The organism is Pseudomonas sp. GL-RE-29, from assembly GCF_019947275.1.
In the GTDB taxonomy this organism is placed as follows: domain Bacteria; phylum Pseudomonadota; class Gammaproteobacteria; order Pseudomonadales; family Pseudomonadaceae; genus Aquipseudomonas; species Aquipseudomonas fluorescens_A.
Map to the genome: position 1 here is coordinate 50,880 of NZ_JAGYGD010000007.1, position 18,843 is coordinate 69,722.

General features: G+C 59.0%; 20 protein-coding genes. 10 read left to right on the forward strand and 10 right to left on the reverse strand.

Features of this window, described 5'->3' with window-relative positions; translation table 11 throughout:
- Positions 1-57 precede the first annotated feature (57 nt).
- The gene (locus tag KGB21_RS08285; protein ID WP_223504685.1) at positions 58-1,185 is read left to right on the forward strand and encodes a glycerophosphodiester phosphodiesterase; all 1,128 of its coding nucleotides are present in this window, start codon (positions 58-60) and stop codon (positions 1,183-1,185) included.
- A gap of 183 nt (positions 1,186-1,368) precedes the next feature.
- The gene (locus tag KGB21_RS08290) at positions 1,369-1,674 is read left to right on the forward strand and encodes a PepSY domain-containing protein (RefSeq protein WP_034149206.1); all 306 of its coding nucleotides are present in this window, start codon (positions 1,369-1,371) and stop codon (positions 1,672-1,674) included.
- Between the two features lie 63 nt (positions 1,675-1,737).
- Here the strand turns inward: KGB21_RS08290 and KGB21_RS08295 are convergent, their stop codons facing one another.
- The gene (locus KGB21_RS08295; protein ID WP_034149205.1) at positions 1,738-2,172 is read right to left on the reverse strand and encodes a hypothetical protein; all 435 of its coding nucleotides are present in this window, start codon (positions 2,170-2,172) and stop codon (positions 1,738-1,740) included.
- 208 nt (positions 2,173-2,380) lie between these two features.
- On the opposite strand from KGB21_RS08295, the gene KGB21_RS08300 reads away from it, so the two are divergent.
- Both KGB21_RS08300 and KGB21_RS08305 read left to right on the forward strand, forming a co-directional pair.
- Positions 2,381-3,403: a transporter gene (locus tag KGB21_RS08300; RefSeq protein ID WP_223504687.1), complete on the forward strand. Its 1,023-nt coding sequence runs from the start codon at positions 2,381-2,383 to the stop codon at positions 3,401-3,403.
- 253 nt (positions 3,404-3,656) lie between these two features.
- A complete protein-coding gene (locus KGB21_RS08305) occupies positions 3,657-5,270 on the forward strand; it encodes an inorganic phosphate transporter (RefSeq protein WP_223504689.1) in 1,614 nt (537 codons plus the stop codon).
- Positions 5,271-5,421: 151 nt separating this feature from the next.
- Here the strand turns inward: KGB21_RS08305 and KGB21_RS08310 are convergent, their stop codons facing one another.
- Positions 5,422-5,862, reverse strand: a complete 441-nt coding sequence (locus tag KGB21_RS08310; RefSeq protein ID WP_223504691.1) for a multidrug/biocide efflux PACE transporter — start codon at positions 5,860-5,862, stop codon at positions 5,422-5,424.
- Between the two features lie 101 nt (positions 5,863-5,963).
- Here KGB21_RS08310 and KGB21_RS08315 point away from each other — a divergent pair, with 101 nt between their 5' ends.
- Positions 5,964-6,818: a LysR family transcriptional regulator gene (locus tag KGB21_RS08315; RefSeq protein WP_034149201.1), complete on the forward strand. Its 855-nt coding sequence runs from the start codon at positions 5,964-5,966 to the stop codon at positions 6,816-6,818.
- 128 nt (positions 6,819-6,946) lie between these two features.
- On the opposite strand, the gene KGB21_RS08320 is transcribed toward KGB21_RS08315, so the two are convergent.
- From KGB21_RS08320 to KGB21_RS08330, 3 genes are all read right to left on the reverse strand, one after another.
- The gene (locus KGB21_RS08320) at positions 6,947-8,179 is read right to left on the reverse strand and encodes an RNA polymerase sigma factor (RefSeq protein ID WP_223504693.1); all 1,233 of its coding nucleotides are present in this window, start codon (positions 8,177-8,179) and stop codon (positions 6,947-6,949) included.
- Between the two features lies 1 nt (position 8,180).
- The gene (locus tag KGB21_RS08325) at positions 8,181-8,525 is read right to left on the reverse strand and encodes a YciI family protein (protein WP_034149199.1); all 345 of its coding nucleotides are present in this window, start codon (positions 8,523-8,525) and stop codon (positions 8,181-8,183) included.
- A 67-nt stretch (positions 8,526-8,592) separates the two neighbouring features.
- On the reverse strand, positions 8,593-9,018 hold the full coding sequence (locus tag KGB21_RS08330; RefSeq protein WP_034149198.1) for a YybH family protein: 426 nt from the start codon (positions 9,016-9,018) through the stop codon (positions 8,593-8,595).
- 142 nt (positions 9,019-9,160) lie between these two features.
- On the opposite strand from KGB21_RS08330, the gene KGB21_RS08335 reads away from it, so the two are divergent.
- Positions 9,161-9,646, forward strand: a complete 486-nt coding sequence (locus KGB21_RS08335; RefSeq protein WP_034149197.1) for a GNAT family N-acetyltransferase — start codon at positions 9,161-9,163, stop codon at positions 9,644-9,646.
- 120 nt (positions 9,647-9,766) lie between these two features.
- On the opposite strand, the gene KGB21_RS08340 is transcribed toward KGB21_RS08335, so the two are convergent.
- From KGB21_RS08340 to KGB21_RS08350, 3 genes are all read right to left on the reverse strand, one after another.
- Positions 9,767-10,255: a GNAT family N-acetyltransferase gene (locus tag KGB21_RS08340; RefSeq protein WP_223504694.1), complete on the reverse strand. Its 489-nt coding sequence runs from the start codon at positions 10,253-10,255 to the stop codon at positions 9,767-9,769.
- A gap of 97 nt (positions 10,256-10,352) precedes the next feature.
- Positions 10,353-10,838, reverse strand: coding sequence for a GyrI-like domain-containing protein (locus tag KGB21_RS08345; protein WP_223504697.1), 486 nt, complete (start codon positions 10,836-10,838; stop codon positions 10,353-10,355).
- A gap of 67 nt (positions 10,839-10,905) precedes the next feature.
- Positions 10,906-11,568: a LysE family translocator gene (locus KGB21_RS08350; RefSeq protein ID WP_034149194.1), complete on the reverse strand. Its 663-nt coding sequence runs from the start codon at positions 11,566-11,568 to the stop codon at positions 10,906-10,908.
- A 139-nt stretch (positions 11,569-11,707) separates the two neighbouring features.
- On the opposite strand from KGB21_RS08350, the gene alaC reads away from it, so the two are divergent.
- A complete protein-coding gene (alaC, locus tag KGB21_RS08355; protein WP_034149193.1) occupies positions 11,708-12,925 on the forward strand; it encodes an alanine transaminase in 1,218 nt (405 codons plus the stop codon).
- 237 nt (positions 12,926-13,162) lie between these two features.
- Here the strand turns inward: alaC and KGB21_RS08360 are convergent, their stop codons facing one another.
- Together KGB21_RS08360 and KGB21_RS08365 are read right to left on the reverse strand one after the other, a co-directional pair.
- The gene (locus KGB21_RS08360) at positions 13,163-14,515 is read right to left on the reverse strand and encodes a GntP family permease (protein ID WP_223504699.1); all 1,353 of its coding nucleotides are present in this window, start codon (positions 14,513-14,515) and stop codon (positions 13,163-13,165) included.
- Positions 14,516-14,597: 82 nt separating this feature from the next.
- Entirely contained in the window at positions 14,598-15,131 is a 534-nt protein-coding gene (locus KGB21_RS08365; RefSeq protein ID WP_034149191.1) for a gluconokinase, read from the reverse strand.
- A 215-nt stretch (positions 15,132-15,346) separates the two neighbouring features.
- On the opposite strand from KGB21_RS08365, the gene KGB21_RS08370 reads away from it, so the two are divergent.
- From KGB21_RS08370 to KGB21_RS08380, 3 genes are all read left to right on the forward strand, one after another.
- On the forward strand, positions 15,347-16,378 hold the full coding sequence (locus KGB21_RS08370; protein WP_034149190.1) for a LacI family DNA-binding transcriptional regulator: 1,032 nt from the start codon (positions 15,347-15,349) through the stop codon (positions 16,376-16,378).
- 175 nt (positions 16,379-16,553) lie between these two features.
- A complete protein-coding gene (locus tag KGB21_RS08375; RefSeq protein ID WP_223504700.1) occupies positions 16,554-17,192 on the forward strand; it encodes a glutathione S-transferase family protein in 639 nt (212 codons plus the stop codon).
- Positions 17,193-17,334: 142 nt separating this feature from the next.
- A complete protein-coding gene (locus KGB21_RS08380; protein WP_223504702.1) occupies positions 17,335-18,759 on the forward strand; it encodes an MFS transporter in 1,425 nt (474 codons plus the stop codon).
- The last annotated feature ends 84 nt before the right edge of the window (positions 18,760-18,843 follow it).

Sequence of the window (18,843 nt, forward strand, 5' to 3'; positions counted from 1 at the left end):
AACGTTCAGTTGCTAAAAGAGACGTCTTTGAATAGCCATCGCGAAAGGATCTCGACCATGCCTGCAACCTTTAGCAAAAGCGCCCTGCTGTTGAGTCTGCTGCTTGCCGTTGGCCAAGCCCACGCGGCCAGCGAGCCAAGCCCCACGGCATTGGCGACCCGTTTGGGCATCCCGCACCCGGCAGTAATCGCCCACCGTGGTGCGTCTTTCGATGCACCGGAATCCACCGCCGCCGCCTACAAAGCCGCACGCGACCTGGGCGCCGACTATCTGGAATTGGACCTGCAACGCAGCAAGGATGGCGTGCTGTTCGCCCTGCACGATAACAACCTGCAACGCACCACCGACGTCGCCAGCAAATTCCCTGAGCGCAAGGACGGCCCCGCGAATGCCTTCACCATCGCCGAACTGAAAACCCTGGATGCCGGCAGTTGGTTCAACGCGGCTTACCCGGATCGCGCGCGCCCTGGGTTCGTCGGACTGAAGATCCTCACTCTCGATGAAATCATCGACATCGCCCAGGGCAACCCGCTGCACAAGCCCGGTCTGTACATCGAAACCAAGGAGCCAAAGCAATTCCCCGGCATTGAGCGCGACCTCAAAGACAAACTGCAGGACCGTGGCTGGCTGAGTCCCGCAGGGTCGAAACTGGCGAAAAGCGAGCAGGCGGTGGGCCAAGGCCCAGGCAAGGTGATTCTGCAAACCTTCGAAAAGAGCAGCCTCGAATTGCTGGAAAAGGAAATGCCGCAGGTGCCGAAAATCCTGTTGCTGTGGGTCGGCGAAGGCAACATCGAGCCTGCTTCGAAAGTGACATTTGCCGAGTCCGGTGAGAAAGACAAAGCCGCTTACTACGCCAGACAGCAACCGAAAGACAAAGCCGAATTCCAGCGTTGGGTCGACTATGCCAAGGTCCAGGGCGCAGTCGGCACCGGCCCTTCCGCCGCATTGACGAAGGGTGGTGATCAGAGTTACGCGGATCTGGTGAAGCCGTGGATGAACCAATACACCCATGACCAGGGCCTGTTGGTGCACGTCTACACCATCGACGAGGCGGTGGATTTCCAGAAGGTCATGGATGCCGGGGTTGATGGCATCTTTACCAACCGCGCCAGCGAGCTGTTGAAGTTTTATAAACGTCCGGCAGCGGCGAGTGTTGATCAGGTGTTGAAGAATAATGGGTATTGATTTGGGACCGAGGTGTCTGCATCGCTTGCAAGCCAACTCCTACAGAGTGGTGTAGTTCGCAAGCGTTGTGAACAACTCAGTCCAAGGAGCTGGCTTGCCAGCGATGTGTGTGAATTAAGCCTGAATTAAGTTGCCACAGTTAATCTGATCCCACTTAAACAGCTCACCCAAGGAAAGAAGCTCATGAAAACTTTGACTGCCCTGTTCGCCGCTGCTGCTCTGACTCTCACCGCTGGTTTGGCCCAGGCTGATGTGCCTGTCGACCAGATCCCTCAGTTGGTCAAGGATGGCAAGATCAAGCCATTGGAAGAACTGAACCAGATCGTTCTAAAACTGCATCCGGGTGCCACGATTACCGACAGCGACTTGGACAACCACTTCAACGGTTACGAATACGAAGTGGAATTGCGTGACGCGAAAAACGTTGAATGGGACGTGGATTTGAACGCCGCCACCGGCGAAGTCCTGAAGAATAAAAAAGACGACTGATACGCACAGCAAAAAGCCGCACGATTTAACGATCGTGCGGCTTTTTTGCGTCTGGGTGATTGATCAGGCCGAAGTGCTGACCAGCGAACCCGACGTGCTACCGCCCTCGTCCAGCAACGCTTGCAACAGCGACGCGGTGGCCGTTTGCAACGAGGCCGAGGTCGCCGATATCTGCGATTGAGCCGCCGCCACGTCGGCTGCCTTGGCATCGGCGCTTTCCTGTTTGGCCTGGGCCTCTTGCAGTTGTTGCTGTTGTTCCTGCAACTGCTTTTGCAACTCGGCGATCTGCTTGCGCAGTTCCTTCACCGAATCGGATTCTTCGCTGCTGCTGGAACTGCTGTCACCCGACGCAGGCGCGCCACCAGCGGAAACCTTGGTGTCGTCGGTCGATGTCGACGCCGACGCCGTTGCCGCCGCGGAAGTGTCTTCAGTGCTGTTGGCGCTGGTCGAGGCAGTCGACAAAGGCTGCGTGATCGTAACGGACGAGATGCTGACCATGGGGTTATCCAATGTAGTTCGAAGTAACCCCATCATCGACAGCCCAGGCCGGCAATTGAGATCGACTGTGTATCGACTCGGCCTCAGCCCGGATACAAACACCGCAGCCATTCAACAAACCGTCACAAAACGGTCAAACAGCCTTGCGATGATGCGGCTCACGTAAACCTGTAAAACCCGCGACAGGCGCCTCTCTTTGCGAGCTCTCATGAACCACAGCATCGATCACAGCCATCGCGATCCGGATCTGTTCGGCTTGCTTTACGGTTTCAGTTTTCGCCCCGGTGAGCGCGGTCAGGAAATCGACTCGGCCAGGGCGTTGCGCTGCCTGCAACAACCGGAAGACGACGAGCAGTTTCTCTGGTTGCACCTCAACCTCGCCCACGCCGCGTGCGAGCGCTGGATGAAAAGCCATCTGGAATTGCCCGACGAGTTTTTTGAAGCCTTGCATGAAGGTTCGCGGTCGACGCGCATCGAGCATGTCGACTCGGCGCTGTTGGCGGTGGTCAACGATGTGGTGTTCAACCTCAGCAGCATGGTCTCGTCGGATGTGTCGACGCTGTGGGTGTGCGTGCGCAGTCGGCTGATCATCAGCGCACGCCTGCAACCGCTGCACTCGGTGGATAAGTTGCGCTCGTCGGTAAAGGCCGGCGAACGCTTTCGTTCACCATTGGAACTGTTGGTGCATTTGCTGCGCGATCAGGGCGAAGTGCTGACCCAGATCGTGCGCAAGACCAGCCTCAGCGTCGATCAGGTCGAAGATGAATTGCTGTCCTCGCGACTGTCGACCAACCGCGCCGAACTGGGCACCAATCGTCGGGTGCTGGTGCGCTTGCAACGGCTGTTGGCGTTGGAGCCGGGTTCGTTGCTGCGGCTGCTGAATCGACCGCCGCCGTGGTTGCAAAAGGAAGACGTGAAGGAGTTGCGCAAATCCACCGAGGAGTTCGCGCTGATCATCAACGACCTCACGGCATTGGGTGAGCGGATCAAATTGTTGCAGGAAGAGATCGCCGCCAACCTCAACGAACAGAGCAACCGCACGTTGTTTACCCTGACCGTGGTGACGGTGTTGGCGCTGCCGATCAACATCATCGCCGGTTTCTTTGGCATGAACGTTGGTGGGGTTCCGCTTTCGCAGGATCCGGAAGGGTTCTGGATTCTGGTAGCACTGGTGGCGACGTTTACGGTGATTGCGGGGCGGTGGGCGTTTCGTAAGCGGCAGGATTATTGATTCACTCCAACCACTGTGGCGAGGGAGCTTGCTCCCGCTCGGCTGCGCAGCAGTCGCAAGGCCTGAACATGCGGCGCAGCTGAACGAACGGGGGCGCTTCGCACCCCAGCGGGAGCAAGCTCCCTCGCCACAGGTTCTTCATTTCAGATCAATGGATCAGGTAAAAACCGCAAACACTGACCCAGGGCAGTCTCCCTGTAATATTTGGCAACGATCATGAGCGACACTCCTTCCCTCCTCAGGAATGTCCGGCATGGCTACGCCCTCCTTCACCGCCGCCCAGGCGCCCGTCAGTAGTGGCAAACCGCAACTCGATAAAAAACCCAGCCTGCTCACGCTCGTTGTGTTTTTTGCCGTACTGGCCATGGGGCTGTTGTTCACCGCCTATAGCCTGATGCGCGACATGAACGAACTCGGCACGGTGGTGACCACCTGGACACCATTTCTGCTGTTGGGCGTGGCGCTGCTGATTGCCCTTGGCTTCGAATTCGTCAACGGCTTCCACGACACCGCCAACGCCGTCGCCACGGTGATTTACACCCATTCGCTGCCACCGAACTTTGCCGTGGTCTGGTCGGGCTTCTTCAACTTCCTTGGCGTGTTGCTATCGAGTGGCGCAGTAGCCTTCGGCATCATCGCGTTGCTGCCGGTGGAGCTGATTCTGCAAGTCGGTTCATCCGCCGGTTTCGCGATGATCTTTGCCCTGCTGATCGCCGCCATCCTGTGGAACCTCGGCACCTGGTGGCTGGGCCTGCCGGCGTCGTCCTCGCACACCCTGATCGGTTCGATCATCGGCGTCGGCATCGCCAACGCGCTGATGCACGGCCGCGATGGCACCAGCGGCGTCGACTGGGCTCAAGCAACCAAGGTCGGTTATGCGCTGCTGCTCTCGCCGTTGGTCGGTTTTGGTTGTGCGGCGCTGTTGCTGCTGGCCCTGCGCGCCTTCGTCAAGAACCGTGCGTTGTACAAGGAACCGAAGGGCAACACGCCGCCGCCCTGGTGGATTCGCGGCATGCTGATCCTGACCTGCACCGGTGTGTCCTTCGCCCACGGTTCCAACGACGGCCAAAAGGGCATGGGCCTGATCATGCTGATCCTGGTTGGCACCCTGCCGATGGCTTACGCCCTAAACCGCACCATGCCAGCGGACCAGGCTTTGCAATTTGCTGCGGTGGCTGAAGTCACTCAGCAAGCGCTGGTGAAAAGTGCGCCACTGCCGGCGCCGGGCGATCCGCGAGCGATCCTTTCCGAATACGTACGCAGCAAGGAAGCGACGCCTCAATTGGTGCCGGCCCTCGCCGCGCTGACCGGCAGCATTGGCGCCGAGGTCAAGGGCTATGGTTCGCTGTCGAAAGTCCCGGCCGAGGCCGTGGGCAACGTGCGTAACGACATGTACCTGACCAGCGAAACCATTCGACTGATGGACAAGAACAAGGTCGGCGAATTTGACGCCGACACCACCGACAAGCTGCAATTGTTCAAGCAACAGATCGACAGTTCCACGCGCTTCATTCCGTTGTGGGTGAAGATCGCCGTGGCCATCGCTTTGGGGCTGGGCACCATGGTTGGCTGGAAGCGCATCGTGGTGACGGTCGGCGAGAAGATCGGCAAGACTCACCTGACCTACGCCCAGGGCGCCTCGGCGGAAACCGTGGCCATGCTGACCATCGGCGCCGCCGATATGTTCGGCTTGCCGGTGTCGACCACGCACGTGCTGTCATCAGGCGTGGCCGGGACCATGGTTGCCAATGGCGGCGGCTTGCAGATGAAGACCATCCGCAACCTGCTGATGGCTTGGGTCCTGACCTTGCCGGCGGCGATTGTGTTGTCGGGGAGTTTGTATTGGTTGTTTACCCAGATTTTCTGATGCATCGCATAAAAAATTGTGGGGGCGAGCGTCGGGGGGATGTTTTTGTAAAACTCTGAAGATCAAAAGATCGCAGCCTGCGGCAGCTCCTACAGGGGATTGAGTACACATAATCCTCTATAGGAGCTGCCGCAGGCTGCGATCTTTGCTTTTACTCCGGGCAAGACTCGTAACGCATCACCACCCGCTCGCGCACCACGTCATATACCCAGTGGTAAACGTAGGTGTACGGCAGGAAAAACAGCAGCACGCCGATATCCAGCAGGAACGCCTGCCACAGGCTGACATTCAGCCACCAGGCAATCAGCGGCACGCCCAATGCGACCAGCCCACCTTCGAACAACAGCGCATGCACTACGCGGACCCACGCGTTATGCACAATGGCAAAGCGCTTGATCATCCGGTCGAAAAAGCCGTTGAACACCACATTCCACGCCAGGGCCAAGGCTGCCATTACAACTGTGACGGCGCCCATTTCGAGCATCGGTCTGTCCATGATCCAGGCCAGCAACGGGGTACAGATGAGAATGGCCAGCAGTTCGAAACCGATGGCCTGAAAAATACGTTCAATGATGGATTTGTTGGCACTCATGGCCTGACTCCCGGATTGTCTATGTGGGCGACGATGGTTGCCATGATCCTCCAGCACACCGATACTTCATAACCAATAACCATCGATCAAGGCGATAGTTCATGGCCTCCCACGAAGTGTTGCTGGCGTTCGTCCAGGCAGCGACCCAAGGCTCTTTTTCCGCCGCGGCGCGCAAGTTGGGCCGCAGTCAGTCGACCATCAGCGCGGCGGTGTCCAGCCTGGAAATCGACTTGAACCTGACGCTGTTCGACCGCAGCAGCCGCAAGCCGACCCTGACCCCGGCCGGGCACGTGATGCTGCAACGCGCCGAGGACATCCTCGCCGCCACCAGCCGTCTGGAAATGACTGCCACGCAACTGTCGCAAGGGGTGGAGCCGAAGCTGACCGTGGCGCTTTCCGATACTTATCAGTCCGACCGTTTCGAAGCGTCACTCAGTGCTTTCGAGCAGCGTTATCCGGACCTGGAACTCGAATGCCTGATCGCCGAATGCGACGACTTGGTGGCGCTTGTGCAAAGCGGTCGGGCGCAACTCGCCTTCGCCGAAATGCAGGACAGCTATCCGCCGGACCTGGTCCATTCGACGGTAGACGAACGCACGGACATCGCCTTGTTCGTGTCCCCCCAGCATCCATTGGCAGCACTGAAATACGTTGATCAGGACGCGTTGCAACAGCACCGTGAATTGCGCCTGGCAACCATCGTCAACCCTTATGAAAGCCGCGCAAAGGGTCGCGTCTGGTCGGCGCCGAGTTATTTGATGCTGCTGGAAATGGCCCAGGGCGGATTCGGCTGGGCGCCGTTGCCGCGTTGGCTGGTGGAGCGTTTTGGGCCGGGTTCATTGCAGGAATTACAGGTGCGCGGCTGGCCGAAAACGGTGTCGGTGGATGCGTTGTGGTCGCGGCTGCATCCGCCGGGGCCGGCGGGGAGTTGGTTGCTGGGCAGGATGCTGGAGTAGCGGTGCGGCGAATGGCCTCATCGCGGGCAAGCCCGCTCCCACAGGTTTGTCTGTCGGCCACAAATTTACGTAACACCCCTCACCACTGTGGGAGCGGGCTTGCCCGCGATAGGGCCAGCGGGATCACATCAATCCAACGCCTTGAGCCGCCCCTCGATAAACCGTCGCTCAGGCTCTTGCTGGGTCAACTCAAGCGCCCGCTCATACGCTTTCCGCGCCTGCTCCACCCGCCCCAACTGCCGACAAAACTCAGCCCGCGCCGAATGCGCCAAATGGTAATCGAGCAACTCTCCACGCTCGAGAATCGCCTCGACCAGCGACAGTCCCGCCAACGGTCCATCGCGCTTCGATATCGCCGCAGCGCGGTTCAGCTCGATCACCGGCGACGGCACGGCTCGCAATAGCACGTCATACAGCCCGACGATCTGCGCCCAATCGGTTTCATCCACCGACGGCGCTTCGGCATGCACCGCCGCAATCGCCGCTTGCAGACAATAGGGGCCGAATCGACGGGAGCTCAGCGCTCGCTCGACCAGTGCACAACCTTCGGCAATCATCTCGCCGTTCCATAAAGTGCGGTCCTGCTCATCGAGCAAAATCAGCTCGCCACTCGCGGAGGTCCGCGCCTCCCGGCGTGACTCGTGCAGCAGCATCAGCGCCAGCAGGCCCATCACCTCCGGCTCCGGCAACAACTCCATCAATAAACGCCCGAGGCGGATCGCTTCGCGAGTCAATTCTTCACGGGTGACTTGAGCGCCGATGGAGGCCGAATAGCCTTCATTGAATACCAGGTAAATCACCCGCAAAACGCTATCGAGGCGCTCCGGCAATTCCGCCAGGGACGGCACTTGGTAAGGGATTTTTGCGTCGCGGATTTTCGCCTTGGCGCGCACGATGCGCTGGGCGATGGTGGCCGGCGCCGAGAGAAAGGCACGGGCGATTTCTTCCGTGGTCAGGTCGCAGACTTCCCGCAGCGTCAACGGCACCTGGGCATCAGCCGCCAGCGCTGGGTGACAACAGGTGAAGATCAGGCGCAGCCGATCATCTTCCACGTCTTCGTCACTCCAGTCGGCCTGCTCCAGATCTTCCAGTTGCGCGATCAACAGCGGTCGTGACGCGGCGAAGCGTGCACGCCGTCGCAACACATCGATGGCTTTGAAGCGTCCGGTGGACACCAGCCAGGTGCGCGGATTGTCCGGTACGCCGTCCTGCTGCCAGCGTTCGACCGCGACGAAAAACGCCTCGTGCAAGGCTTCTTCGGCGAGGTCGAAATCGCCGAGCAGGCGGATCAGCGTCGCCAGAATGCGCCGCGACTCTTCGCGATAAACCTGCTCGACGCGTTCCTTGACCGAGGCAGTCATCTCAAGGATTCAACTGCCGAACGGGGCGCACTTCGACACAACCGACCCGGGCTGCAGGAATGTCCGCAGCGACCTGAATCGCTTCGTTCAGATCCTTCGCATCGATCAGGTAGAAACCGGCCAATTGCTCCTTGGTTTCGGCGAACGGACCGTCGGTGATCGACACCTTGCCATTGCGCATGCGCACGGTAGTGGCGGTCTGCACCGACTCCAGCGCTTCGGCGGCAACCATTCGGCCGCTGCCCTGGACAGACTCTGCGTAGGCCATGCATTCCTCGTCCTTGGGGCTCTCCGGCAGCGAATGCAGCAAGTGCTCATCGCTGTAGACCAGGCATAAATACTTCATCGCGCGCTCCTGACTGAACGGATCAACTATGGCTGCAGATCGGCAGCTTCGCCCTGTTTCCCGACGATCAGGGTTCCAGGTTGAACAGTGTCGCGCCACTCTGCATGTCGAACGGCGCCGACCAGTGCTCATGGACGATCTGCCACAACCCCGCGTCCTGTCGGTAGCACTGCGAGACACGCATCCAGCAGGCCTGGGTTTCGCCTTTCTCGTTGGTCCCGCCGCAATGGGCCAGCCAATGGGCGAACGCGATCTCCTGGGACGGCTCGATGGTGATCTCGTGGAACTCGAAAATGTGCGGGCCGGGGCACATTTCCATGCATTCCTGCCAATGTGCGCGATAGGCAGGCTTGCCCTTGAATTGCAGGGCTTTGACCGCGTCGAAGGAGACGATGTCGTCGGCATACAAGGCCATGACTTTTTCCACGTCCTTGTTGATGACGGCCTGGCGATAGCTGTCGATCAGGTTCTGGATCTGGGTTTGCGAGTTCATGGTGGTTCTCCGTGGTTTTTGTTGTGAAGACACCCTTAGTCGTCTGGGGAGCCGGCGAATCGACAGGTGAAATAAAAATATTCCAAACGGCCGGAATCGCTAGAATCCGAGGTTCTATTCATGTTGGAAAAAGGACACTCCCGTGACAGCCCGACTCGTGCCTTACGAAAGCCTGAATGCGCTCCAGCGCCAGCAGGTCGAGGCAATTGAAGTACACCCGGAGCAAATCAGGTTCTCCGGTGACATCCATGGTGCATTGCACACCTTGTTGTCCAAGCCTGGCCCCGGCGTCAAAGGATTTGCTCTGTTGGCCGAAGACATTCCCGTTGCGTTTTTACTGCTCAAACGCCCACCGGTGTTGCCCGCCTGGGCCGACGAACACAGCGCCACGCTGCATGCGTTGCAGGTCGATCAGCGTGCTCAGGGCAGAGGTTTCGGCAAGGCCTGCCTGCAAGCACTGCCCGAGGCCGCGCGCCTGGCGTGGCCGGAAATCAGAGGGCTGGAATTGTCGGTGGATGCGGATAACGCGGCGGCCATTGCGCTGTATGCCAAGTATGGTTTTGTCGACAGTGGCGAAGCGTACAAGGGGCGTATCGGCTACGAGCGACGGATGGGACTGATTTTCTAGGCTCACCACAAAACCTGTGGGAGCGGGCTTGCCCGCGATAGCGGTCTGACAGACGACATCTCTGTCGATCGTTATACCGTCATCGCGGGCAAGCCCGCTCCCACAGGGTCTTATATTGATTTAGAGATTGAGCACCATTTCGTGCCACGCCATCCCGCCGTGGTCCGACGCCGACGGCTTGACGTAGGCGAAGCCGAATCCGGCGTACAGCGGAATATGCCGTTCCTTGCACATCAGGTGGATGCTGACCTTGCCCATTGCGCGCATGCGCTCGATGAACTCGCCCATCAAACGTTTCGCCAGCCCCTGCCCCTGATAATCCGGATGCACCACCACCGACATGATCACCACGTTGGGCCCCGCCGGGTCGTGGCCGATCAGTTCCTTGAAGGCTTCGTCGGACATTTCCACCTGAAATGCCGCACCGGAGTTGATGAAACCGGCTACAACACCGTCCACTTCGGCAACGATGAAACCCTCGGGCCAGGTCGCGATGCGGGTAGCGATTTTCTCCCGGGTCGCGGCTTCGTCGCCTTCATAGGCAACGGTTTCGATGGCGTAGCAGCGGTCCAGGTCGGCGGGGGTGACGTTGCGGATGACGATGTTCATGGCGGCTCGGGATCAGCGATGGAAAGGCCGGGAATGATAAATCAGCATCCCCATGACATCGAGAGACGAATCGTCGATCCGTCTCTCGATGCAGCGTTCAGCCTTTGATCGGCAGCCAGAGTTCCAGCTTGCCGGTGTTGAGCTTCGGGTTGAAGTCTTCGCTATAGCGTTCGAACTCCGGAGCGTTCAGCAGCTCGCGCCCGGACTGCGGCAGCCATGTGCCATGGATGTACTGGAAGGTTTGCGGCAAGGATTCCAACGGTCCTGTGTGTTCGAACACCACGTACTGCTGAGGCTGGACCTCGACCCAGCGGTAGGTTTCCGGCAAATCGTCGAGTTTGCTGATCTCGACGCCAGCGATGTAATCGAAACCGCCCTTGCCGTCGAAATTGCAGCAGACGCCGTAAGTGACTTCGCCTTTTTGCCCCGGAACATTGCCGATGTGAGGTATGAATTTTTCCCAGAGTTCGGGAATGCCTTTTACCGTTTGCTGGGTAAATTGTCCGCCAAGTCCTGCGATCAGCAGGAAGTGTCCATGTTCGAAGCGTGGTTCCAACACTTCGACGCTTTTTTGCTCATCCATGACTCGACTCCTGGAAGGAAAAAATGGGTTCGGCTGGGAGTATAGAAGCCAAACCCGGTTCGCCCAGTTACAGTGCGTGCAACTGCTCGACGGCGCCCGAACCGACAAACTCGTTGTAGCCCGATAGGATCACGTACACCGCGAAATAGCAGAAGATCGCTGCCGATGCCATGTAGGAATAACGCAGCAACTTGTCGCCGAGCAACTTGCCGCCGTGGCTCGCGGCAAAGCACAGGCCTGCGGACCACAGCAAACCAGCGCAGAGGAAACCGCCAAGAAACAGCGCCGAACTCAGCGCACCACCGCCGCCTGAGCGGGCGATCAACGTACCGCCCACGGCGGCAAACCAGAGAATCGCGCTGGGCGACGACATGGCGAGGAAAATCCCGCGAAAAAACTCCTTGCGATGGGAGTTGTGGCCCACCTCGGCAGTCTCGGCCAACAGCGCTTCGTGATGGATCGCCGAATAAATCATCTTCGCCGCGAAGTACACCAACAGCGCGGAACCGCCGATCCACAACACCCAGCGCACGGTTTCGTATTGCAGCAAAACCGTCATGCCGGCCAGTGCCAGCACGGCGTAGATCAGGTCACCGACACAGGTGCCCAACCCCAGCGCAAAGCCTTGAAAATAGCCGCGTTGCATCGCCAACGTAATCATTGCGATGTTGGCCACGCCAATGTCCAGGCACAGCGAAAGGCTCAGCAAAAAGCCACTGGTAAATTCCATCGAACCCTTTCCTTCGGACAAATTTGTTTATTTTGAGGCTGGACAGTCTGCCACAGCTGCCCGTACATTCCGCCACAGGTCACCGCAGTGACCAGCGTCGCTCGGACGGTTCCGGGCGCTTACGTTATCCGAGGCAACAATGGCCGAACAAGGTTCGCCGCGCCGCTTTGCGCGCATAGATCGACTCCCCCCTTACGTTTTCAACATCACCGCCGAGCTGAAGATGGCCGCCCGTCGTCGTGGCGAAGACATCATCGACTTGAGCATGGGCAACCCCGACGGCGCCACGCCGCCGCACATTGTCGAAAAACTCGTACAAGTCGCCCAGCGCGAAGACACCCACGGCTATTCCACTTCCAAGGGCATTCCGCGACTGCGCCGGGCAATTTCCAACTGGTACAAGGATCGCTATGAGGTCGACATCGACCCGGAAACCGAAGCCATCGTCACCATCGGCTCCAAGGAAGGCCTGGCGCATTTGATGCTGGCGACCCTGGATCAGGGCGACACCGTGCTGGTGCCGAACCCAAGCTACCCGATCCACATCTACGGTGCAGTGATCGCCGGCGCCCAGGTGCGTTCGGTGCCGCTGGTGCCGGGCGTTGATTTCTTCGCTGAACTGGAACGGGCGATTCGTGGGTCAATTCCGAAACCGAAAATGATGATCCTCGGTTTCCCGTCCAACCCCACCGCGCAATGTGTGGAGCTGGACTTCTTCGAACGGGTGATCGCCCTCGCCAAGCAGTACGACGTACTGGTGGTGCATGATCTGGCTTACGCCGACATCGTCTACGACGGCTGGAAAGCGCCGTCGATCATGCAAGTGCCGGGCGCCAAGGATATTGCGGTGGAGTTTTTCACCCTGTCCAAGAGCTACAACATGGCCGGCTGGCGCATCGGTTTCATGGTTGGCAACCCGGAGCTGGTCAACGCCCTGGCGCGGATCAAGAGTTATCACGACTACGGCACCTTCACCCCGCTGCAAGTGGCGGCGATTGCGGCGCTGGAAGGCGATCAGCAGTGCGTACGCGACATCGCCGAGCAGTATCGGCAGCGCCGAAATGTGTTGGTCAAAGGCCTGCATGAATTGGGCTGGATGGTGGAAATCCCGAAGGCGTCGATGTACGTCTGGGCGAAGATTCCCGAGGCTTACGCGCATTTGGGCTCGCTGGAATTCGCCAAGAAGCTGCTCGCCGAAGCGAAGGTTTGCGTCTCGCCGGGCGTGGGGTTTGGCGAGTACGGGGATGATCATGTGCGCTTCGCGCTGATCGAAAACCAGGACCGGATTCGTCAGGCGGTGCGCGGGATTCGCGGGATGTTTCGGGCGGATGGGTTAGCACCGAAAACCAATGCCTGACACCCGATAAATGTAACAACAACAATCCTGTGGCGAGGGAGCTTGCTCCCGCTGGGTCGCGAAGCGGCCCCGAAACCGGTCACCGCATTTCTTCAGCCAGGACGCATTGACCGGATTTGCGACTGCTTCGCAGCCGAGCGGGAGCAAGCTCCCTCGCCACAAAAGTGATCCACGTTGAGTTTTGATCACCCACAAAAAAACCGCATCGCTGCGGTTTTTTTGTGTCTGGCGAATCGCTTAGACGAACAGCGACAACAGCAGAGTGAAGCCCAGCCCAACTACCGACAGGATGGTTTCCATCGCGGTCCAGGTCTTGAAGGTTTCGGCCACGGTCATGTTGAAGTACTGCTTCACCAGCCAGAAACCGGCGTCGTTGACGTGGGACAGGATCAACGAACCGGCGCCGGTGGCCAGCACCAGCAGTTCCCGGTTCACGCCCGGAATCATCCCCACCACCGGCACCACAATGCCTGCGCCAGTAATGGTTGCTACGGTTGCCGAACCGGTGGCGATACGGATCACCGCCGCCACCAGCCAGGCCAGCAGGATCGGCGAGATCTGTGCGTTCACCGCCATGTGGCCGATCACGTCACCCACACCGCTGGTCACCAGCATCTGCTTGAAGCCACCACCGGCGCCGATGATCAGAATGATCGCGGCGGTCGGCGCGAGGCTCGCGTCCAGCCATTTCATCATTTGGCTGGAACCGATGCCCTGCTTGTAGCCGAAGGTGTACAGCGACAGCAGCAACGCCAGCAGCAACGCCGAGATCGGGTGACCGATCAGGTCCATGAAGGCGCGGAAGATGTTGCCGTCCGGCAGCACCACGTCGGCAAACGTCTTGAGCAGCATCAGGAACACTGGCAGCAGCACGGTTACCAGCGTGATGCTGAAGCTCGGCAGTTCAGCCGAATCCGTTTCGCGGGCCAGTTGATCCACCAACTCCTGGTTCGGATGACCGGGAATGTGCTTGGCAATGAACGTACCGAAGATCGGACCGGCAATGATTGCCGTTGGCAGCGCCACGATCAGACCATAAAGAATGGTTTTACCGATGTCGGCGCCGAACACGCCAATCGCCAGCAGCGGACCCGGGTGCGGCGGCACCAAGCCGTGTACTGCGGACAAACCGGCCAGCAGCGGGATACCGATCTTGATGATCGACACGCCGGTGCGACGGGCCACAATGAACACCAACGGAATCAGCAGCACGAAACCAATTTCGAAGAACAGCGGAATGCCGACCAGGAACGCGGCGAACATCATCGCCCACTGCACCTTGTCCTTGCCGAACGCACGAATCAGCGTTTGGGCAATTTGATCCGCCCCGCCCGACTCGGCCATCATTTTGCCGAGCATGGTGCCCAGCGCCAGGATGATCCCGACAAAACCGAGCACGCCACCAAAGCCGTCCTGGAACGCTTTGATGATGGTGCCGATCGGCATGCCGGACGTCAGCCCGAGGAAGGCTGCGGCAATGATCAGGGCTAGAAAGGGGTGCAACTTGAACTTGGTAATCAGAACGATAAGCCCGATCACCGTGACCACTGCATCGAGCAGCAGGAACGTCTCGTGGGACATGCCAAACATTAGGGGTGTCTCCTGGTTGTTGTTGTTATTAAAGCGGGAAATTCGAAAGCCATAAGGACAGCGCTATCTCTTCAAGCAAAATTTAACCGGCGCGTTTCAAGCCGTGTTCCAGCCACCAGACGTGAGCCTGAACGGCCAACTGGTCGACACTGTGGAGCGAAGCATCGAGGGCCAGGGTCAACGGCTCGCCGACGGGCGATTCGAGGGTGGCGAACTGGCTGTCGATCAAGGTCGATGGCATGAAGTGGCCTGGCCGGTGGGATACACGGTCGGCGGCGACTTCAGGGGTCAACTCAAGAAACACGAAGCCCAGGCCCGGCAAGGCACTGCGCAGACGTTCGCGGTAAATGTGTTTGAGGGCCGAGCAGGTCAGCACCGGGCGCTGGCCCAGGGCGTCAATGCGGCGCAGTTCGTCGCACAGGCTGTCGAGCCAGCCGGCACGGTCTTCATCGTTCAGGGGGATCCCCGCGCTCATCTTTTCGATATTGGCGGCAGGGTGGAAAGAATCGCCTTCAATGGCAGTGGCGCCGCTGAGCTGGCACAAAGCCTCGCCGACGCTTGTCTTGCCGCAACCGGCAACGCCCATGATGACCAGGGCGGTGATGGGATGATTCATGTAACACCTCAGCGCGCAGACAGCGCTACCTTTGCCAGTTATGACACTAGACCAAAAGCAGAAGTTGCCGACGCCTTTCTTGTCATTTTGTGGGTTGCAGCATGTGTGTTCCCAACGCCAAAAAGCGAGGATCAGGCGAACCCTCGCTCACGCATTTGCAGCTGCATCGAGACAGCGCTACCTTAGTGCCTTGAATTTTGTTTGGCAAGCCGTCGATGACTCCAACTAAAAACGATAAAAATACGCGCACCACTGGCCGCCCTACCCTGAATGAAGTTGCCCGCCTGGCCGGTGTCAGCCCGATTACTGCCTCCCGTGCCTTGCGCGGCGTCAGCACCGTGGCCACCGAACTGGTGGAAAAAGTGCAGAAAGCGGCGCTTGAACTCAACTATGTGGTCAACCCTGCTGCCCGCGCCCTCGCCTCGGCCCAGAGCCATTCGGTGGTGGTGTTGGTGCCGTCGCTGTCCAACCTTTTGTTCATTGATACCCTGGAAGCCATTCATCAGGTTTTGCGGCCAAAAGGCTTCGAAGTGCTGATCGGCAACTTCCACTATTCCCGCGACGAAGAAGAAAACCTGCTGCGCAACTACATGGCCTATCAGCCGCGCGGCTTGCTGCTGACCGGTTTCGACCGCACCGAAAGTTCGCGCAGGATGATCGAGGCGAGCAATATTCCGTGCGTGTATATGATGGAGCTGGACAGCGCCGCCGGGCTCAATTGCGTCGGTTTTTCGCAACTGGCTGCTGGCGAAACGGCGGCCGAACATTTGCTCTCTCGGGGCCGCAAGCGTCTGGCCTACATCGGCGCGCAACTCGACCAGCGGACGTTGCTGCGGGGTGAAGGTTTCCGCCGCGCCCTGCAAAAAGCCGGTCTGTATGACCCGGCGCTGGAGGTGCTGACGCCACGCCCGTCGTCGGTCGGCCTGGGCGGCGAGTTGTTCCTGAAGATGATTGCCAGTCATCCCGATGTGGACGCGATTTTCTTCGGCAACGACGACCTGGCCCAGGGCGCATTGCTCGAAGCCCTGCGCCATGGCATCAAGATCCCCGAGCAGGTAGCGATTCTCGGTTTCAACGATCTGCCCATGTCCGAATACATGGTCCCGCGCCTGAGCAGCATCAACACCCCGCGCGAAGCCATCGGCCGGCGTGCGGCGGAGCAGATGTTGACGTTGATGGCTGGGAACACCGTGGCCAGACCGGTGCAAGACATGGGCTTTGAGTTAAAGATTCGCGAGAGTACGTAGTTCCCCCTGTAGGAGCTGCCGAAGGCTGCGATCTTTTGATCTGGCTCTTAAACAACAAGATCAAAAGATCGCAGCCTTCGGCAGCTCCTACAGGGATACCGCGGTCAGGCAACAGGATTTCAACTAACCTTTTAGGACGACGAATGTCCCCCATCGGTCGCTAACGGGTAGCTCAATGGAACACGCACTGAAAATCCTCGGTAAAGCCTCGTCAATCAACGTCAGAAAAGTCCTTTGGACGTGCGAGGAGCTGGGCCTTTCCTACGAACGCGAGGATTGGGGCAGCGGTTTTGCCTCTACCCACAGCCCCGAGTTTCTGCGCCTCAACCCCAATGCACAGGTACCGGTGATCATTGATGAGAACGGGGTGTTGTGGGAATCCAACACCATCTGCCGCTACCTGACCGGCAAACACCACCATCACCACGCCGATTTGCTACCCACCGAACCCGCCGCACGCGCGCGGGTGGAACAGTGGATGGATTGGCAAGCCACTGAACTCAACCCGTCCTGGAGTTATGCGTTCATGTCGTTGGTGCGCAAGGATCCGGAATTCCAGGATTCGCATCGCCTCGAAGTCGGCGTGCGTAACTGGAATCAGAAGATGGCCATCCTCGAACATCAGCTGGCAGTCACCAAGGCTTATGTTGCCGGGGCTAAATTTACCTTGGCCGATATCGTGGTCGGGCTGTCCGTTAATCGCTGGCTGATGACGCCGATCGAGCGTCCGGATTACCCGGCGGTTGATGAGTATTTCCAGCGCTTGGCACAGCGCCCCGGATTTATGAAACATGGCTGCAACGGCCTGCCTTGAGCGGTCGAGCGCTACAAATCGCTAAAATGTAACCATTCATTGCAATAACGTGGCGAATCTCGGTGTGCCAGCGCCGGGATTCACAATCATTGGTTTCCGATAGCAGGCTAAGCTTCTCCATCGATAAAAAATGGATCAGCCCATGACTGCCCTCCCCCCTGCTGCTGCTCAAGCAGACGACGTAGATCCGGTGCGTGCCGCACAGATTTCCGCCCGCATCGATCGCCTGCCCGCTGTTTCGACGATCTGGCGCCTGGTGGCGCTGCTGTCGATCGGCGGCTTCTTCGAACTCTACGACCTGTTCCAGACTGCCTACATCAGCCCCGGCCTGATCAGTGATGGCATCTTCGCCACCGGCAGCCAGGGTGTATTTGGTTTCTCCGATCAGGCAGCGTTCGCCTCGGCGACGTTTCTCGGTCTGTTCCTCGGCGCCAGCCTGTTGAGCCCGCTGGCCGACCGTTTTGGCCGGCGCGCCATCTTCACCTTTGCCTTGATCTGGTACACCGTCGCGACCGTGCTGATGGGCGTTCAGAGTTCTGCGCTGGGGATCATCTGCATGCGCTTTCTGGTGGGCATCGGTCTGGGCATCGAGTTGGTGACCATCGACGCTTACCTCTCGGAACTGGTGCCCAAGCGCATGCGCAGTTCGGCGTTTGCCTTCGCGTTTTTCGTGCAGTTTCTGTCGGTGCCGGCGGTGGCGCTGATGTCTTGGTGGCTGGTGCCGCAGGCGCCTTTCGGTGTGTCCGGTTGGCGTTGGGTGGTGTTGGCCAGCGCGGTGTTTGCGTTGTTCATCTGGTGGCTGCGTTCGCGTTTGCCGGAATCACCGCGTTGGCTGGCCCAATATGGGCGTTACGATGAGGCAGACCAGATTCTCGCCCGCATCGAAGCGCGTTGCGTCAAGGATCAGGGTAAGCCGCTGGACGAGCCGGAACTGGCTGACGTGGGCATTCAGGGTAAGGGCCGCTTCGCCGATATCTGGCAGCCGCCTTACCGCCGTCGCGCCTTGATGCTGATCGTATTTCACGTGTTCCAGGCTATCGGTTTCTTTGGCTTCGGCAACTGGTTGCCGGCGTTGCTCAATGGCCAGGGCGTGAGCGTCACACACAGCCTGATGTACGCCTTCATCATCACCCTCGCCTACCCGCTGGGGCCGTTGCTGTTCGTGAAGTTCGCCAACCGTTTCGAGAACAAGTGGCAGATTGTCGGCTCGGCGTTGGGCGCCATGACCTTCGGCACTTTGTTTGCCCTGCAAACGAGTGCGTTCGGCCTGATTTTCTGTGGGGTGATGATCACCTTCTGCAACGCCTGGCTGAGCTTCAGTTATCACTCCTATCAAAGCGAACTGTTCCCCACCAACATCCGTGCGCGTGCGGTGGGTTTCTGTTATTCGTTCAGTCGTTTGTCGACGGTGTTCAGCAGCTTGCTGATCGGGATTTTCCTCGAACACTTCGGCACGCCGGGCGTACTTGCTTTCATCGTCAGCAGCATGCTGATCGTGATGCTGACCATCGGCTGGTTCGGCCCGCGCACCCGCAACCTGGCGCTGGAAAACATCGCCCATCGCTGACGACCACGCGGTCGGGCTCTGCCGCAGAGCGGCAAGGCTTGACCGCGATCGCTACGGTTTATTCTGGCGAGAAACATTAACCGA

Excerpts from the sequence above, each read along its gene's own strand:
- KGB21_RS08365 (WP_034149191.1), bottom strand. The coding sequence starts at position 15,131 with ATGAATCATCCCATCACCGCCCTGGTCATCATGGGCGTTGCCGGTTGC.
- KGB21_RS08295 (WP_034149205.1), bottom strand. The coding sequence starts at position 2,172 with ATGGTCAGCATCTCGTCCGTTACGATCACGCAGCCTTTGTCGACTGCC.
- KGB21_RS08375 (WP_223504700.1), top strand. The coding sequence starts at position 16,554 with ATGGAACACGCACTGAAAATCCTCGGTAAAGCCTCGTCAATCAACGTC.
- KGB21_RS08380 (WP_223504702.1), top strand. The coding sequence starts at position 17,335 with ATGACTGCCCTCCCCCCTGCTGCTGCTCAAGCAGACGACGTAGATCCG.
- KGB21_RS08320 (WP_223504693.1), bottom strand. The coding sequence starts at position 8,179 with ATGACTGCCTCGGTCAAGGAACGCGTCGAGCAGGTTTATCGCGAAGAG.
- KGB21_RS08360 (WP_223504699.1), bottom strand. The coding sequence starts at position 14,515 with ATGTTTGGCATGTCCCACGAGACGTTCCTGCTGCTCGATGCAGTGGTC.
- KGB21_RS08370 (WP_034149190.1), top strand. The coding sequence starts at position 15,347 with ATGACTCCAACTAAAAACGATAAAAATACGCGCACCACTGGCCGCCCT.
- KGB21_RS08290 (WP_034149206.1), top strand. The coding sequence starts at position 1,369 with ATGAAAACTTTGACTGCCCTGTTCGCCGCTGCTGCTCTGACTCTCACC.
- KGB21_RS08310 (WP_223504691.1), bottom strand. The coding sequence starts at position 5,862 with ATGAGTGCCAACAAATCCATCATTGAACGTATTTTTCAGGCCATCGGT.
- KGB21_RS08315 (WP_034149201.1), top strand. The coding sequence starts at position 5,964 with ATGGCCTCCCACGAAGTGTTGCTGGCGTTCGTCCAGGCAGCGACCCAA.
- alaC (WP_034149193.1), top strand. The coding sequence starts at position 11,708 with ATGGCCGAACAAGGTTCGCCGCGCCGCTTTGCGCGCATAGATCGACTC.
- KGB21_RS08325 (WP_034149199.1), bottom strand. The coding sequence starts at position 8,525 with ATGAAGTATTTATGCCTGGTCTACAGCGATGAGCACTTGCTGCATTCG.
- KGB21_RS08330 (WP_034149198.1), bottom strand. The coding sequence starts at position 9,018 with ATGAACTCGCAAACCCAGATCCAGAACCTGATCGACAGCTATCGCCAG.
- KGB21_RS08305 (WP_223504689.1), top strand. The coding sequence starts at position 3,657 with ATGGCTACGCCCTCCTTCACCGCCGCCCAGGCGCCCGTCAGTAGTGGC.
- KGB21_RS08285 (WP_223504685.1), top strand. The coding sequence starts at position 58 with ATGCCTGCAACCTTTAGCAAAAGCGCCCTGCTGTTGAGTCTGCTGCTT.
- KGB21_RS08340 (WP_223504694.1), bottom strand. The coding sequence starts at position 10,255 with ATGAACATCGTCATCCGCAACGTCACCCCCGCCGACCTGGACCGCTGC.
- KGB21_RS08345 (WP_223504697.1), bottom strand. The coding sequence starts at position 10,838 with ATGGATGAGCAAAAAAGCGTCGAAGTGTTGGAACCACGCTTCGAACAT.
- KGB21_RS08350 (WP_034149194.1), bottom strand. The coding sequence starts at position 11,568 with ATGGAATTTACCAGTGGCTTTTTGCTGAGCCTTTCGCTGTGCCTGGAC.
- KGB21_RS08300 (WP_223504687.1), top strand. The coding sequence starts at position 2,381 with ATGAACCACAGCATCGATCACAGCCATCGCGATCCGGATCTGTTCGGC.